At 33.8% G+C, this 17,071-nt stretch carries 15 protein-coding genes and 2 other annotated features; of the genes, 9 read left to right on the top strand and 6 right to left on the bottom strand.

Going from position 1 to position 17,071, the window contains the following annotated elements; genetic code table 11:
• Position 1: 1 nt before the first annotated feature.
• Complete coding sequence (locus EUC40_RS15415) at positions 2-586, bottom strand: TetR/AcrR family transcriptional regulator (RefSeq protein WP_156575887.1); 585 nt, start codon at positions 584-586, stop codon at positions 2-4.
• A gap of 329 nt (positions 587-915) precedes the next feature.
• Here EUC40_RS15415 and EUC40_RS15410 point away from each other — a divergent pair, with 329 nt between their 5' ends.
• Positions 916-2,427, top strand: a complete 1,512-nt coding sequence (locus EUC40_RS15410; protein ID WP_156575886.1) for a M36 family metallopeptidase — start codon at positions 916-918, stop codon at positions 2,425-2,427.
• A gap of 107 nt (positions 2,428-2,534) precedes the next feature.
• On the opposite strand, the gene EUC40_RS15405 is transcribed toward EUC40_RS15410, so the two are convergent.
• The gene (locus EUC40_RS15405) at positions 2,535-3,014 is read right to left on the bottom strand and encodes a cupin domain-containing protein (protein WP_000709328.1); all 480 of its coding nucleotides are present in this window, start codon (positions 3,012-3,014) and stop codon (positions 2,535-2,537) included.
• A 215-nt stretch (positions 3,015-3,229) separates the two neighbouring features.
• Positions 3,230-3,441 (top strand) — a binding site (T-box leader).
• A 105-nt stretch (positions 3,442-3,546) separates the two neighbouring features.
• Between EUC40_RS15405 and aspS the strand changes: the two genes are divergently transcribed.
• The 6 genes from aspS to EUC40_RS15375 all read left to right on the top strand — a co-directional run bounded on the left by aspS (position 3,547) and on the right by EUC40_RS15375 (position 10,806).
• Entirely contained in the window at positions 3,547-4,845 is a 1,299-nt protein-coding gene (gene aspS / locus EUC40_RS15400) for an aspartate--tRNA(Asn) ligase (protein ID WP_156575885.1), read from the top strand.
• A 193-nt stretch (positions 4,846-5,038) separates the two neighbouring features.
• On the top strand, positions 5,039-6,223 hold the full coding sequence (locus tag EUC40_RS15395) for a glycerate kinase family protein (RefSeq protein ID WP_156575884.1): 1,185 nt from the start codon (positions 5,039-5,041) through the stop codon (positions 6,221-6,223).
• Entirely contained in the window at positions 6,220-7,650 is a 1,431-nt protein-coding gene (locus EUC40_RS15390; RefSeq protein ID WP_156575883.1) for an SLC13 family permease, read from the top strand. Before EUC40_RS15395 ends, EUC40_RS15390 begins: the two co-directional genes overlap by 4 nt.
• A 129-nt stretch (positions 7,651-7,779) precedes the next feature.
• Positions 7,780-8,463 carry a response regulator transcription factor gene (locus EUC40_RS15385; RefSeq protein WP_156575882.1) on the top strand — a complete coding sequence of 228 codons (684 nt, stop codon included), beginning with the start codon at positions 7,780-7,782 and terminating at the stop codon, positions 8,461-8,463.
• Between the two features lie 3 nt (positions 8,464-8,466).
• Positions 8,467-9,825 (top strand): sensor histidine kinase, encoded by a 1,359-nt coding sequence (locus EUC40_RS15380; protein ID WP_156575881.1) that lies wholly within the window; start codon positions 8,467-8,469, stop codon positions 9,823-9,825.
• An 18-nt stretch (positions 9,826-9,843) separates the two neighbouring features.
• Positions 9,844-10,806, top strand: a complete 963-nt coding sequence (locus tag EUC40_RS15375; protein ID WP_156575880.1) for a PepSY domain-containing protein — start codon at positions 9,844-9,846, stop codon at positions 10,804-10,806.
• A 44-nt stretch (positions 10,807-10,850) separates the two neighbouring features.
• On the opposite strand, the gene EUC40_RS15370 is transcribed toward EUC40_RS15375, so the two are convergent.
• Both EUC40_RS15370 and EUC40_RS15365 read right to left on the bottom strand, forming a co-directional pair.
• The gene (locus EUC40_RS15370) at positions 10,851-11,816 is read right to left on the bottom strand and encodes a peptide ABC transporter permease (RefSeq protein WP_156575879.1); all 966 of its coding nucleotides are present in this window, start codon (positions 11,814-11,816) and stop codon (positions 10,851-10,853) included.
• Positions 11,809-12,735 (bottom strand): ABC transporter permease subunit, encoded by a 927-nt coding sequence (locus tag EUC40_RS15365; RefSeq protein ID WP_071712898.1) that lies wholly within the window; start codon positions 12,733-12,735, stop codon positions 11,809-11,811. Before EUC40_RS15365 ends, EUC40_RS15370 begins: the two co-directional genes overlap by 8 nt.
• 221 nt (positions 12,736-12,956) lie before the next feature.
• Positions 12,957-13,205: a binding site (T-box leader), on the top strand.
• Positions 13,206-13,320: 115 nt separating this feature from the next.
• On the opposite strand from EUC40_RS15365, the gene EUC40_RS15360 reads away from it, so the two are divergent.
• Both EUC40_RS15360 and EUC40_RS15355 read left to right on the top strand, forming a co-directional pair.
• Positions 13,321-14,661 carry a sodium-dependent transporter gene (locus tag EUC40_RS15360; RefSeq protein WP_071709476.1) on the top strand — a complete coding sequence of 447 codons (1,341 nt, stop codon included), beginning with the start codon at positions 13,321-13,323 and terminating at the stop codon, positions 14,659-14,661.
• 35 nt (positions 14,662-14,696) lie between these two features.
• On the top strand, positions 14,697-15,617 hold the full coding sequence (locus EUC40_RS15355; RefSeq protein WP_156575878.1) for an alpha/beta fold hydrolase: 921 nt from the start codon (positions 14,697-14,699) through the stop codon (positions 15,615-15,617).
• Positions 15,618-15,653: 36 nt separating this feature from the next.
• On the opposite strand, the gene EUC40_RS15350 is transcribed toward EUC40_RS15355, so the two are convergent.
• Positions 15,654-16,229 carry a nucleotidyltransferase family protein gene (locus tag EUC40_RS15350; RefSeq protein ID WP_156575877.1) on the bottom strand — a complete coding sequence of 192 codons (576 nt, stop codon included), beginning with the start codon at positions 16,227-16,229 and terminating at the stop codon, positions 15,654-15,656.
• Positions 16,230-16,253: 24 nt separating this feature from the next.
• Entirely contained in the window at positions 16,254-17,051 is a 798-nt protein-coding gene (locus EUC40_RS15345; RefSeq protein ID WP_151627934.1) for a lipid II flippase Amj family protein, read from the bottom strand.
• Positions 17,052-17,071: the final 20 nt, after the last annotated feature.

Here is a 17,071-nt window from a genome sequence, read left to right as displayed (position 1 = left end):
TTCAATCCCTTCTTTCAAAAATGCTATTTACAGCTTCAATCCAAATTTGTTTATAATCTATATTTACATCAATCATCATAAAATTTCCGATATTATCAATCACTAATGCTAACATATGAGCTTTTGAAACTAAATTTTCATTTTCAATTAATTGAAGTTCATTTGCTTTTGTAAGGAGTACTTCAAAGCCGTGTAAATATTCTGTTTGCACAGTTAATAATCGATCTTTGTACATATTGTTTCTTGAAGATAGTAATACATACTCTTGCAACACACGATTAAAATAAGGATCGTTTCGCTGTTCATCAATTATTTTAAAGCCAGTTGCAATACATTTTTTAATAAAATTTGTTTTCGTAAACTCTTCTGTATGAAAATATAAAGAGAACTGCATAGCTTTACATAATTCAGTAAACATACATTCAATTAAGGCATCTTTAGACTTAAAGTAGTAATATATAGATGGTTTTGCGATACCAACTTCCTCAGCAATCATCGTATAAGTTGTTTTAGCGATACCATACTTAGCAAAAAGGCGATAACTTGCTTCCATTATTGAAGAGAGTGTTTCTTCACTTTTACTCATAATCAATCCTCCTAAAAAAGATTATTTAAATCGTATCATTCATAAGTGATTTTTTCAACCTACCGTTAGGTAAAAACTAACCTGTTTTTTGCACAATAATATGAAAAGTTTCAGGGCTAAGGAATGGATTTAGAAATTTATTTCTAAAATATTGTTTTCACTTTACACATAAATATTGAGAAAATTTCACTCACCCTAAATGGAAAGGTAATAGAATTGTTCTTAGAGAATTACTCGTAGATTCAATTTTTATCCCCCCATTTTGTGGGGAATGATTGCCTAGTGGTAATGGGATAAGGTTGAGCTACTTTATTAGGGGGAGTGGTTCTATGTTTAATAAAAAAATGGTGGCAATGGCAATGACTGTGCCATTAGTAATGGGGACGATTTCTACGGTTTCGGCATTGGAAAAACAACAGCAGGTAAAGCTAGAAGCTTATTCACCACAGAAGAAAGCAACTGAATATTTAAAAGAAAATGCTGCACAGTATGGATTAAAAACAGACCTTTCAGACTTGCAATATATTTCTACAACAGAAACGTCAGTAGCTTCATATGTTAGATTCCAACAAGTTGTGAATGGTGCACCTGTATTTTCAAAACAAATTACAGTTACTCTTAACGGAGAGGGAAAGGGGGTACTTGCTGTTTCTGATTATCAATCCGTTAAAGGTGTGAAGGAAGTAACGACAAAAATTAGTGAAAAAGATGCAATACAAAAATCAATGGCGTATGTTGGAGAAGCAAGTGAACAAAACTTATGGGCTCCTACAGAGAAAGAATTCGGATATATTGTTGAAGAGGGAATTGCTCGTCCAGTATACAAAGTTGTAGTCCATTCTAATAATCCATTTGGTGCATGGGAAACATTTATTGATGCAGAAAATGGAAAGTTAATTAAAAAGATTGATATAAACCGAAAAGCTGAAGGGTCAGGAAAAGTATTTTTACCTAATCCAGTTGTATCTAGCGGTAGTAAAGTAGGTTTAAAAGATAGTAATGATGCCGATTCAACAGCGTTAACGAACCAATTAAAGACTGTTACGTTAAAAGGTTTAGATGGAACAGGATTTTTAATTGGAGAATATGTAACGATTTCTTCAAAAGCAAAAACGAAATCTACAAACTTACAATTTAACTATACACGCGCAAATGATAGCTTTGAAGATGTTATGTCGTATTATCATATTGATACACTACAGCGTTACATTCAAGGGCTAGGTTTTAAAAATATTAACAATCGTTCAATTAAAGTGAACGTAAATGGTACAACAGATGATAATTCATTTTATTCACCATCAACGAAAGCATTGACATTTGGTACTGGTGGAGTAGATGATGCAGAAGATGCTGGTATTATCGCACATGAATATGGGCATTCGATTCAAGATAACCAAGTTCCTGGCTTCGGTAGTTCAGCAGAAGGTGGAGCGATGGGAGAAGGGTTTGGCGATTTCTTAGGTGCTACGTATGAAGATGCAGTATCGACAACAGGGTACGGAAAAGCATGTGTTGGAGAATGGGATGCGACTGCTTATTCTAGTTCAGATCCAACGTGCTTACGCCGATTAGATACGAATAAAGTGTATCCGAAAGATATTACAAATGAGGTACATGATGATGGGGAAATTTGGGCACAAGGCCAATACGAAATGGCACAAGCTTTTGGCCGTGATGTAGCAACAAAAATTATTTTACAATCACATTGGTCATTAACACCAAATGCGAAATTCCGTGATGGTGCGAAAGCAATTAAGCAAGCAGATGCTCTTTTATACGGCGGACAACATGCCGCTGATATCGATCGTATTTGGGCAGCGAGAGGAATTAGTACGAACTAATATAAAAAATCGTGGCAGTAATAAGCCACGATTTTTTTGTTTTTTCAAGAACTCGTATTAGTAAATTAAGCTATATCAATGATAGTGTGAATAGATCTACATTTCATTTATTTTTTTGTGTCTTTAAAAACAAAATGCTCTTTAAATTTTTGAGACGCAACTTTTTGACCGTTTCTTATCGAACGGAAAGGGTGTTCTTGCCATGTAATAATTACATCAACTTCATCTGCTTTTGTAGCAAGTGGAAAATTAGCATGTTCAAATCCAGTTTTTCCACTTGCTAAACGACTTTCCTTTAGGGAGAAGAGTTCATATTTCGTTTTTGTTTTTGGCTCATTGCGGAATACTTCGACTTGTACGTTATATACTTCACTGCTTCCAACATTTTTTACTGAAAATTGATATGTTTGAAATTCATCTTTTTTAGCTTGAAGCATATTTGTGCTTGTTTTTTTCGATTGATCAATATTCACTTGCCATTGATCAGAATTTTGGGAGATTGGTAAAGATTTTGGTGAATAGGCGTACGTTTCATTCACTACAATTAAGCATAACAACAGGAGAAAGAAACTAATTGCTTTTTTCATATGTATACCTCCGTTACAATTTTGATATTAATATGTGTGGGAAATGTTTAATTTATGTAATAAAATGGAAATCGTTATTGAAAAGACTAATACAAATTTAAATGGGTAAATAATAATAAAACGAAAAAATACTTACTAAATAACTGGAGAGGAAGCGAACTTAATAAAAAGGGCTTGCATTTTATAAATATAAGAGTTAGAATACTCTGTAAATACAAAAAGTGATGATCAGGAAAAGTACATGATGTAAGGGTCTACAGAGAGCAGCCGATTGCTGGAAAGGTTGCGATACCACATGATGGAAAGACACCTGTGAGTGTTGCTTTGAACGTGATAATTAGTAAAAGCAAACGGTACCTACCGTTATCAGGACTAAGATGGTCAGTAAGACAATTTGGGTGGTACCGCGGAAAAATCCGTCCCTATTTATAGGGGCGGATTTTTGTATTCTTTGAAAGGAGGTGAGTGACCGTGGATGATGATGACGACAACGACAACAATAACGTAAATAAAAATACTGGAGGGAAATGTAATGGGTCAAATAATGAAGCGTTCACTCACACGAGAATGCACGGAGCATAGCGGGAAGGTTGTATTACTACAAGGATGGGTAAAAAAGATTCGTCATTTAGGAAATGTTAGTTTTTTATTATTAAGGGACCGAACGGGAGTTATCCAATGTGTATTAGAAAACGAGTTAGCAGGATACAAACTTGAGATGGAAAGTGTTGTCCAAGTAACAGGTGAAATAGTTGAGACATCGAAAACAGAAGTAGGTGTTGAAGTACTTGCTCATGAAGTGAAAGTATTAAATGGTGCAGAACCACTTCCATTTGAAATAAATAAAAAGAAGTTGCAAGTTGGCTTAGATCAACTGTTGAATGAGCGAGTATTATCTTTAAGACATGAGCGAACCGCGGCGATTTTTAAAGTGAAAGCTACACTCGCTCAAAGCTTTAGTGAATATTTAACAGAGAACGATTTCACACGTATATTTACGCCGAAAATTGTCTCGCAAGGAGCAGAAGGAGGAGCGAATGTTTTTAAGGTTCCATATTTCCAAAAAGAAGCGTATTTAGCTCAATCACCACAGTTTTATAAACAAATGATGGTAGCTGGTGGACTCGAATGTGTTTTTGAAATTGCCCCAGTATACCGAGCTGAACAGCATAACTCTTCACGGCATTTAAATGAATATATATCGTTAGACGTAGAGATTGGCTTTATAAATGATTTTCATGAAGTGATGCAATTGGAAACGGATGTTTTACGACATATGTTTCAACAAGTAGTAAAAAACTGTGAAAAAGAACTACAACTATTACAAATAGAAGTACCTGTCATTACAGAAATACCGAAAATCCCATTGTTAGAAGCGCAAGAAATCTTGAAAGATAAGTATCATAAAGAATCTCCTGTAGGGGATTTAGATACAGAAGGTGAAAAATTATTAGGGAAATATGTAAAAGAAACATATAATAGTGAATTTGTTTTCATTACACATTACCCGAAAGAAGCCAGACCGATGTATACGATGCCAAATAAGGAGAATGCAGCTGTAACGGATTCTTTTGACTTATTATATAAAGGATTAGAAATAACGTCAGGCGCACAGAGAATTCATGATTATAATATGTTACTCACTTCTTTTAAAGAAAAAGGATTACATTCAGAGAAATTCCAATCGTATGTAGATACATTCCGCTACGGATGTCCGCCGCATGGTGGCTTTGCAATTGGACTAGAACGAGTTGTTTATAAGCTTTTACAATTATCGAATGTGAGAGAAGCGAGTGCTTTTCCGAGAGATTGTTCACGACTTATCCCGTAATAATGAAAAGAGTATAAAGTGAAAAAATCCGTTGTGCTATTAAATAGTACAACGGATTTTTTATTGTTTTCTGAATAGAATTTAGCACTTTCTCATCAAATTTTAATTTAAGCTTAATTGAGCTCTCTTTTTTCACCTTTAGTATGAGCCATAGAAAGTAAAGAGATATACAAGGTGAAGGGAGAAATAATTTATGCGTATTTTAGTTGTACCATCAGGATTTAAAGAAAGTTTAGGGGCAAAAGAAGCTGCTGATGTAATGAAAGAGGGGATTTTAAAAGTAATGCCACTAGCTACTGTAGAAACTTTACCTATGGTTGATGGCGGGGAAGGTTTTACAGAGGCGATCATTACTATTACAGGTGGAAAAATGTATAAAGTACACGTAACTGGACCTGTTGGAGAAGAAATACAATCTCATTTCGGTATTTTTGAAACGAAAAATAAGGAGCGAACTGCTGTCATTGAAATGGCTGCTGCAGCGGGGTTACGCCTTGTACCAAGAGATTTACGTGATCCTAGAAAAACGACTACTCATGGTGTTGGACAGTTAATAGAACTAGCTTTAAATAAAGGGGTAGATCGTATATTAATAGGATGTGGTGATTCAGGCACGTCTGATGGAGGAGCAGGTATGGCTGAAGCTTTAGGTGTAAAGTTTTTAAATGAAGATGGAAAGGAGGTACAAATTCAAGGTGGAACCTCTTTATTACAAGTTTCGAAAATAGATACATCACAAGTAGATCCTAGATTAAGACACGTTCAAATCGATGTTGCTTGTAATTGGTTTAATCAATTATGCGGTGAACAAGGAGTCGCACGAGTGTTCGGTCCGCAAAAAGGTGCTAACGAAGAGCAAGTAATAGAATTAGAAAAAGCGCTGGAGCAATATGCATCCATTATAAAACAGGATATAGGCATAGATGTACACTATACACCAGGAAGTGGTGCATCTGGTGGGCTTGGTGCCGGACTCCAAGCTTTAATTGGTGCAACTCTTCATCCGAGATACGATATTATTATGAAGTATATGGATTTAAATAAACTATTGCTAGAATGTGATCTTGTATTTACTGCAGAAGGAAGTATAGATTTTCAAACACCACGCGGAAAAATTCCGGCTGAGGTGGCTAAATGTGCAAAAAAATATGGATTACCTGTCATTGCATTAGTGGGGACTGTTGGTAAAGGCGCTCGCATTAATTACGATTATGGAATTGATGCATATACAAGTATATTACCAATGCCATCTTCATTAGAAAACGCATTTTCTAATGCGGAGAAATGGCTTCGGGATTGTACAGAGAGTACGATGCGTACAGTTTTGGTCGGTTATCAAATTGCTTCTCGGTTGAATAAAAGTGGGTACGTATCATGATTGAAAAAAATGTAGTGGAGTTACATGTAAGCAGTACTGATAATCCGAAAACTAAGTCATCCTGGGTTCTGCCCGTAGTACTTATATTAATAGTAGAAATAGTTCTTTTGCTTCCATCATCATTAACGATGGAAGCGGAATGGAGTTTGTTTGGATTTTGCTGTGCGATTATCTTATGGACAACAACAACGATAAATGCAGCATATATTGCACTAGGGTCTGTCTTATTTTTAATCATTTCAGGAACGGCAAAGCAAGATCTTTTATTCGATTCATTAGCTTCAGATGTCATTTGGCTTATGATTGGTTCCTTTATTTTAGGAAGGGCACTTCAAGTTACTGGTTTAGCTGAGAAAATGACGTACTTTGTTGTAAGTCGTGCGCGGAATATATCGGGTTTGTGCGGGATTTTGACAATGATTATTCAAATGCTCGCCTTTTTTATTCCATCAACATCTGGACGGGCAGCGGTTGTATTACCTGTTTTTCAAGCTATATCAAAAGAAATTGGGAGTAGAAGAATTACGAAAGCGTTAGCAATTTTAATGCCTACAGTTATTTTAGTTTCAACAAGTTCTACAATTATTGGCGCAGGTTCCCATTTAATTGCCCTAGATATGTTAAAGGAATTTAATAATAAGGATATTACATTTGTAGAGTGGCTAATATGGGGATTACCATTTGGAATCACAATGAGCTTTATATGTTGTCGCGTAATATTAATCTTATTTTTAGATAAAGAAGAAGTAAAAATGACATTACAACAGAAAGAAGTAAAGTTTAATTTATCACGAAACGAAAAATATACAATAAGTATTTTACTAGCAATGGTCATGTTTTGGTTAACAGAGTGGTTGCACGGTTTGGAAATTGCAACTGTAACTATAATAGGAGTGTTTTTATTAACTTTACCAAAAAGCGGGGTGATGCATTGGAAAGAAAGTTTAAAAGGTGTCTCATGGAATTTAATTGTATTTGTTGGTGCCGCTATCGCATTAGGCAAATCATTAATGGAAAGTGGTGCAGCGAAATGGATTATGCAGAAGCTATTTTCTGTAACAGAGTTAATTGATAAGCAATCGATCTTTATCGTGCTAGTAGTCATTGTTATTCTCTCAGTAACATCACATTTATATATAACATCACACACAACGAGAGCGGTAATTTTTATCCCTCCATTATTATACTTTGCAAGTAGTCTACAACTAAATGAAGTAGCTGTACTATTCATAGGGGTAGTTGGTATGAATTATTGTTTAACTTTTCCAGTCAGTTCTAAAGCATTACTTTTATTTCAAGAAAGTGATAGAGAAACCTTTCAACCGCAAGATTTATTAAAATTAAGTAGTTATTTAAGTGTCATTTATATAGTGGTAATGGTTTTGTTTTATTATGCATATTGGCAATGGGTTGGATTGTCTCTCTAAAAATCAGGAATATATTTTGTTCCTGATTTTTTTCATTAAGTCGAACAGAATATTGGTTATTATTCCTTTTGGAGGAAAGTATTACTTGTTATACTGAGATGGTATAAATATATATTGCGGGAGGTTTTTATGGGAGAAAGGATTTTAATCGTTGAGGATGAAGAAAAAATTGCTCGTGTCGTGCAGCTAGAATTAGAATTTGAAGGATATGAAATTGAAATTGCAAAAACAGGAACAGAGGCAATGGAAAAATTTCTTAATAGTAACTGGGATTTAATATTACTGGATGTAATGCTTCCAAATATAAGTGGATTAGAAGTTCTTAGAAGAGTACGTTTGAAAAATGCTGTAATACCTATTATTCTATTAACTGCTCGTGATTCAGTGGTTGATAAAGTTAGTGGCTTAGATCAAGGAGCAAGTGATTATATTACAAAGCCATTTCAAATAGAAGAGCTATTAGCGAGAATTCGCGCTTGTTTAAGAATTTCACATGCAATAAAAGAAGAAGAGTATAGTAGTTTTCACATTGCTGATTTATTTCTAGATGAAAAAACGAGGGAAGTAAAAAGGGGAAATAATGTAGTGGAATTAACTCCACGTGAATTCGATTTGCTCCACTTTTTAATGAAGCATGAAAATCAAGTGTTAAATCGGGAGCAGATTGTAACGAATGTTTGGGGATTCGATTATTATGGTGATACGAATGTTGTCGATGTGTATATTCGATATTTGCGTAAGAAAATAGATTGTAATGTGGACGTACCACTCATCCACACTGTTAGAGGTGTGGGGTATGTTTTAAAGGTGTAATATATGAAAATAAAAAACAAGATATATTTATTTTCTACAGTATGGTTACTACTTATTTTGTTACTTATTAATAGTTCTATATACTTTTTGTTTTATAAAGTTACAACGAACGGAGAGTTAGATCGTTTAAAACGTGAGGCATTGCATATTATAGAAGGAATGAATACGGATGCAGCAAAAGAAATAGATGCAGTAAATTTATTACAACCATATTTACCTTCAAACGGTATGATTAGAGTTATTAATGTAAACTCCAAGGTAATGATCAGGCAAGAAGTGGACAGTACAAAACCAATTCCAGCATTGAATACGAAATTTGAAAGAAAAGAATCAGATGGAGTTTATGAGAAGAATGGAGAAAAGTTTGCTTATATAAAAATGCCAATCATTTGGAATGATGGGAAAATAGTATTGTTAGAAATGACAGAACGTTTAGATAGTTTGCAAGAGAATTTGAAAATGTTGCAAAATGTATTAATTATAGCATCTCTTTTCGTTTTAATTCCGTCATTTTTTGCAGGAAGAATGTTAAGTAAACTCATTTTAAAACCAGTAAACTCTTTAATACAAACAATGGAGCACATACAGGATAGAGGGATATTTAAAAAAATACCTCTCGAGAAAAAGTCAAAAGATGAATTGTACAAAATGGGTACGACGTTTAATAAAATGATAGATTTATTACAGCAAAACTTTGAAAAACAGCAGCAATTCGTTTCAGATGCTTCACATGAGTTGAGAACCCCATTAACTGTTATTGAAAGTTATGCAAAGTTATTAAAAAGATGGGGAATGAAAAAACAAGATGTTTTAGAAGAATCTGTAGAAGCGATATACTCCGAAGCAGTAAGAATGAAAGGCATGACCAATCAAATGTTACTCCTTGCTAATAATAGCGCAGAGTGGAGTATAGAGACTAAAGAATCAGATATAATTCGAATATGTAAAGTGACTGCCGAACAACTAGAAAAAGCATATAATAGAAATTTTCAAGTAATAACAGAAGAGGAAAAAATAATCGTTAAGATTGATGAACAAAAAATTAAACAAGTATTAGTTGTATTGTTAGATAATGCGATGAAATACAGTAAAGATTCAATTGATATTATAGTAGGAATACAAAAAGAAAAGGTTTTCTTTTCTATTCAAGACTACGGTATGGGAATTCCTAGAGAAGATATACAGAAAGTATTTGATCGTTTCTTTCGAGTGGATAAAGCGAGAAGTAGGGAAACAGGAGGAACTGGTCTAGGTTTATCGATCGCTAAACAAATCATTGATGCTCATGAAGGGAGTATACAACTTGAAAGTGAAGAGGGAAAATGGATGAAAGTTACAGTATATTTGCCTCGTTTTTTATAGGGAGATAGGAGTTTGAAAATGAAAAGGAAATGGAAGATCGTATTGTTAATTTGCTTTGCGGTTGTAAGTGTAGCTTTTGTATCGCAACGCATCGTTTCTAAGCAAGGAGAAAGAATATTATCAGAGAAAGAAATTCAGAATATTGTTTCTGATCAGTATCCTGGAAAAATAAAAAGTCTGAAGTTAATAAATAAAGGGGAACGAGATGTTTATAAAGTAAACATCTCAAATAAACAAGGGGCTTATGAAATAATAGTAGATGCCGAAAATGGGGATATAAAACATGCAAAAGAACTCTCGATAAATAATAATGCAATAACGAAAGAGAAAGCGGAAGATTTAGCACTTCAGAAAGTAAATGGAGTAATTAAGGAAACTATATTGGAAAAACGAAATGGAATAGAAGTGTTTGTTATAACGGTAGAAACAGATATGACACAACGTACGATTATTGAAGTGGAAATAAAAACTGGTAAAGTTCACTTGTTAGAGAAACAAGACATAAAAGTTACAGAGCAGCAGGCAAAAGAACTCGCGGTTCAGCAAGTACCAGGAAACGTGAAAGGGATAAAACTCAAGCAAAAAAACGAAAAAAAAGTATATGAAATTGAGATAGAGAAGAATGCAAGTGAGAATGTAATTGTAGAAATTGAAGAAACGACAGGTGCTTTTGTTGGCACTTCTCAAATACAAAAAGTCATTACAGAAGAGCAGGCAAAAGGAGTTGCGTTACAAAAGGTGCCAGACGGATCAATTGAAAAAGTAAGTTTAGCCCAATTTAATGGCGCATCTGTCTATCAAATTATTATAAAAAAACAAGCAGAAACTCTCGATATAAGGGTACATACAATCACAGGAGAAGTCGTGTCTACTACAACGATAAATAACGCTATTCAGCAAAAGGAATCATCTAATACATCGAAACAACAAGATGATGATCAAGAAGAAGGTAATGATGACCAAGAAAACGATGATGATTAAAAAACAATGCCTCATTGTACACTAGCGACAATGAGACATTGTTTTTAATTTTTTTCCATAAATCTCTGTTTGAACGAAAAAAGAAGATTTCTTTTTTCGTTTTTTTCTTTTGATAATACACTTATTAAAAGTGAATTATCGATATGAACCATTTCATCTTTTAATGCATGTTGCAATCCAGATAACATCATGTATACAGCTAAAATAACAATAGTGAAAAATAAAACGGGGCCGAACGCTACCCAAGGTAAAACATTTAAAAACTGGTGATTATGACCAAGTAAAACAAGTGTACCCGCAATGTTAAATGAAATGGATTGAAACAGTGCTAAATGCAATAATAATACTAAAGTTTGCAGCATTTGTTGATTTATCCAAATGAAAATTTTGGGTATAAGAAAGGGTTTAAGATGTAATTTACAAATGTGAAAAAAACCACCACCTAATGTTTTGGAACTTGTCACAAATTCATTTTGTAGTAATAAACGAATTTCATTGCTGAAAAGTTGTACTAAATTAGGTACACTTATAAAAGTTAAAACCGAAATCGTATAAGTAAGCCAAAGGTGTTCATCTTCTGGACGTACGAACATGATAGGTGATAGTAAAAATATCGCTAATAAGGTGCTAGGGACGTATTGGAATGTTTCAAATAGAACATCTAAAAAGCGTACGTATCGATAAAAATATGCATGAAGAACACCAAATATAAGTGAAAAGGTTATACGGAAAAAGCTAATAATTATTGCATAAAAAATGGGTGTTTTTGCATTGTAGAGAGTCCGAATTAACACATCATTCCCGTGCATATCTACCCCGAAAGGATGAGAAAAAGATGGCGGTGCTGGGGCTGTACGAGTTATTTTACCTTCGATATATTGATATTCAGGGATAGGTTTGATTTTTCCTGTGTCTACTTTCTCTTTTGTAATATAACTTGAAATAATAATGGATACTAAAATCAAGAGTCCGATTAAAAATCGTATGTTAAAAACTATCTTTTTAAGCATGTAAATCCCTTCTTCCTGGTAAAATGCGTTTTAATAGTTCAAAGGAGAGATAGAATGGAATTGTTAAAATTAATATGCTTACAGTAATAATTTCCGGTGTTTGGTGCGTAATTAAAAATTTAAATAAGCCGTATGAATTAAATAAATACTCGAGTACGATCATATTGGAAATCATAAATAAAAAAATAGATTTTGCATTATAAAAGATGGAGAGTAAGGCGTTAATGAGTACGTGTTTATATAAAATGTAAAATGGCTTTAATCCTTTTGCGACCGCAACGTTTACGTAATCCTTTTGTAGTTCATCTTTATAGTTTAGTAGGCTGATTTTGTATAAGAAAATAATTGGTAATATACTTAACGTTACTATCGGTAACAAATATGTTTTTTCTTGCATAGTAGAAAAGGGAACGGTAACGAGTAAATTTGTATTTTTATAAATCCAAATGACAAATAACTGTACGCTGACGACAAAAAATAAGTCAGGCAATGATTCTAGTACGTGTAAAGTTTTAAGAATAAGAGATTGAATGCGTCTAGGGAAGTAAAATGTAAGTATAGTAAAAGTAGTAGAAAGAAGCACGGCGATAAGGAAGGCACAAATCATAATCGTTAATGTATGCGTATATGATTCTAGTAAGTATGGAAACAAGTCGCGGTCGGGCGATAGAGTGCCAGCATTGTTAATTCTATAAGTAATACTTGTAGGGTGAAACAAAGAAGAAATAACATTTGATATCGAGTCTAAATAGTTACTAAAATTAAATTGTAAAGTTGGTGTAGGCGGAATTGCTAGCGATTTTGCTGAGTTTGGAGGTGTACCGAAAAACAATTGTGGTAAGGAACAAATCGCAATAATACCAAGAATGATGAAAAATGAGCGGATAACAAAAAAACAACCATTCTTTAATAGTGACATAACATTTTAATCTCCTTTTGTAAATGTCTGATTTGGAAGGCTAATAAACAGTAGGGGATGGACAAAACACCCACTGGAATAAAGTTTTACTTTTATGTAAATATTTTCTATGAATTTATAGAAAACTCCTTTTCGACAAAAAAATTAATATATACCTTGACAGTTATACATATAACCGATATACTTCATATTAATTTCAAAAGAAAATATATTCTAAATATTAAAATGTGTTGAATAGGAGTAGTAAGGTCATGTATTTGTACAGAGAGCTATGGGTTGGTGTGACATAGTCAAATGACAGCCTGAACTCGCCTAGGAGCAGTAAGGTGGAACGGAGTTACATTCTTAGTAAATCTTAACGGTTAACCTTCGATATTAGGTTTGTAATCAAACGATTACTACTAAGGTGGATTCATAATGGAATCAATAAGGGTGGTACCGCGTTAAGTAAATGGCTTAGCGTCTCTTTATATAGAGACGTTGGGCCATTTTTTTATTTTATAGAAATAGAAATGGAGGGTTTATTTGGATAAGTTCATAAAATTTAATTATTTATATAAAAAGATTTATTAGGAGGAAAATAAGATGAAACAGACGGAGCAATGGACTTCGAAATTAGGATTTATAATGGCGGCGGCAGGATCAGCAATTGGACTAGGTGCAATATGGAAGTTTCCTTATATCGCTGGGAAGAGCGGGGGAGGAGCATTCTTTTTAATCTTTATATTATTTACTGTATTAATTGGACTACCACTACTAATAGCTGAATTTATGATTGGACGTAGTACACAGAAACAAGCAGTTGGAGCATTTAAAAGTATCGCGCCAAATACAGGATGGCATTGGATTGGACGTCTTGGGGTTGGAACATGTTTTATATTACTTTCGTTTTATAGTGTTGTAGGTGGATGGGTATTAATTTATTTATTCAGAGGAATAACTGGACAGCTTATTACTCCAGGACAAAACTATAGTGCATTATTTACTGAAACAATTGGAGATCCCGCTTGGGCCATTATCGGTCATTTCGCTTTTATGTTCATTACAATTTGGGTTGTATCAAAAGGTGTACAAAATGGAATTGAAAAAGCGAGTAAATATATGTTGCCAGCATTGTTTGTTTTATTTGTCGCTCTTATTGTTCGCTCACTAACACTTGACAATGCAATGGAAGGTGTGAAGTTTTTCTTACAACCAGATTTTTCAAAGATTACTTCAGAAAGTATTTTGTTCGCAATGGGACAATCATTCTTTGCGATTAGTATCGGGATTTCGATTATGGTTACGTATAGCTCGTATTTAAACAAAAAAGAAAGTTTACCAAAATCAGCAATAACAATTGTTGGATTGAATTTATTTGTTTCTTTATTTGCGGGTCTTGCTATTTTTCCGGCCGTATTTTCATTAGGCATGGAGCCGACAGAAGGGCCTGGACTACTATTTATCGTACTACCATCTGTATTTAGTCAAATTCCATTCGGCGGATTGTTCTTAACGGTATTCCTTGCACTATTTACATTTGCTACACTAACATCAGCGTTCTCTTTACTTGAAACAGTTGTTTCAGCAATGGCGAATGGGAAGCCAGAAAAAAGAAATAAATTATCATGGATCATTGGTTTCTGCATTTTTCTAGTAGGTATACCATCAGCACTTTCATTTGGAGTATGGAGTGATATTACGATTTTCGGAAAGAATATTTTTGATGCTGTAGACTTTTTATCTAGTAATATATTAATGCCACTTGGAGCACTATTTATTAGTATTTTTGTTTCATTCAAAATGGAAAAGAAGGTGCAAGCAGCAGAGTTTTTTGTAGGTGGAAATTACGGAAAGAAAGTATTCACTTGTTGGGCATTTTTACTTCGATTTGTAGCACCACTTGCAATCATCATCGTCTTTTTAAATGTAATAGGGATTATTTAATAACAAATGTTATAATATTCAGTAAAAAGAAGGTGATGATTATAAAGACGAATTTGATAGAATCAGGGGAATACATGAATATTAGAGGGAAAAAGCTATATGTTGAAACGCATGGAAATCCTAAAAATAAACCAGTCCTATACTTACATGGTGGACCGGGAGAAAGTTGTTATGATTTTTCATTTCATCAAGCGGAACGTTTAAAAGATTATTTATATGTAATTATGATAGATCAAAGAGGTGTTTGTCGCTCAGAAGAAATCACTGAAGACGAAACTTTTGGATTAAAAGATTTGATTGAAGACTGTGAGGAATTAAAAAAAGCATTACAAATTGAGAAGTGGTCTATAGTTGGACACTCTTTCGGTGGATATTTAGCATTGTTATATGCAGCGACATATCCAAATTCAATAGAGAAAATCATATTTGAAGGGCCAACTTTCGATTTTGCATTAACAAGTAGATCTTTACTACAAAAGACAGGAACTTTATTAAAGAAATATGGAAAAGAATTAGTAGCAGAAGACTGTTTTACTTATTCATCTAGTAATGCAAATGCTAGTTCAAAAGAGTTGCTCGAAGCTTATATAAGTTTAAGCGCTGAATTAGAAGAAAAAAGAATGGAGATTTACAATTATAAAGAAGATGAAACTGATGATAGTTTATATAGTGACGCAGAGTGGGATGTATTTTCAAAGCGTTCCAACATCCATTTCGATAGATTAAAGTCAGAAGGGGCATGTTATACGTCATTATTAACTAAAATAAAAGATGTACAGATTCCGATGTTATTAATAGTAGGAAAACATGATGTAGTAACGTGTGAAAAACAAATTGACATATTTAATAAAGATGCTCGAAATGGTACGTATATTATGTTTGAAGAGAGTGGGCATACACCTCATTATGAGGAAGCGGATCGATTTGCTGAAACAGTCATTCATTTTTTGAAGTGAAGAAAAGGTTGCTTCTATAAATGAGAAGCAACCTTTCTAAATTTTTGGATAAGTGATGGTTATGTTAGGCCACTTGTTTTGCCAATTCTTTTTAGTAACTCTTTTATTGTACACATGTATCAGTTCTTTCGTTTTAAGAAAGTGAGCTGTCGGCTTCACTTGTAATGAAAGTACATCTTCTATTCCACATGGAGACGTTAATATGACATTGTTTTGTTCATCAAGTGTCACGCCTAAAGCAGTTGCTGTTTCAGGAAATTTAGAAATAGCATCAATAGAAGAAGAATATGGCGGCATGTTATTCACTACATGCATGCGAGCTTGATTTTTTACTGACCAAGGTATAGAAGCATCCAAATTTATCAGCTTCTTTTCTAGTAATTGTTCGTATGCCTCATCCTTATGAAAAGAATCAAAATAAATGACATCCACGTCTGGTGTAGTTGTTCTTACTTCGTAGTTATGTAAAGTATCCCAAATTTTAGAACGGACAAACCCGGCGCAAATCCACCAATCAGGTAGCTCTAGTGATTTTGCTATTTGTAATACATTCATCATCCATTCATCGTTTTCTATTGAACGAATTATATCTTGCTCTGTTTGTATCTTCATTGATATATTCACCTTTCTAGTAAATTAATGCATGAGTTCAATAATCCATAAAATCCAGTAAGCACCTGGTACAAATAGGAGCTGTGCTAATAATGTACCGAAAAGTCTAGATATCATTAGCCAACCATACATTTTACCCATAGATTCAGCACCATTTTCTGATTGTAAAGCACGCTCTGTTAAAAGAGCAATGCGTGGATCGAGTAGCACCGTTAATAAAATGGTAGCAAAACCATTCACAAGACCGGAAGCTGTACTTGCGTTCGTAGCATAATCTGGATTTAGAAAAGAAGCATAAAGGGCTGACAGAACCCCCGCTGTATAAATTGCAGTAGCAAACATGTTAATAAGCATAATACGCTTTGGGATACCACCGATCCTCATTCGATGAATCATTTCTAGCTTTGGAAAGCGTACATATTTTTTTGTGTACTTTAATTTTTGAATGTTATTTGTTTTCATCATTCGAATGAATGAACCATCTGTTTCAAAGTTTTGAATGACATACCCAAATAGCTTTGTCAAAGTCGGATAAAGTATAATTGCAAGTAATGTACCGATAGAAGCAGATAATAGTACGAGTCGTATAATATGCTCTAAATCAATAGAAGAATCTAGCTTTGCTTCATCGACAATACCACCGATTAAAAAAGCTTGTAGTAAGTTAGATGTTCTAGAAATAAGCAGTACCATTCCTACGACAGATAAAGCAACTGCAATCTTTTTTAAACGAACCCCCGCTAATCGAATACTATAAGAACTTGTTTCGACTGCGTGGATGACAATTGTGAAAGCCATTATAAAAAGTAACGTAATTGACATTTGTTTCACCAATTTCTATT

Origin of the sequence: Bacillus luti (assembly GCF_009739945.1) — a bacterium.
Classification (GTDB): Bacteria; Bacillota; Bacilli; order Bacillales; family Bacillaceae_G; genus Bacillus_A; species Bacillus_A luti.
Note: the sequence above shows the minus strand (reverse complement) of the source record. Positions and strands in the feature narration are given on the sequence as shown.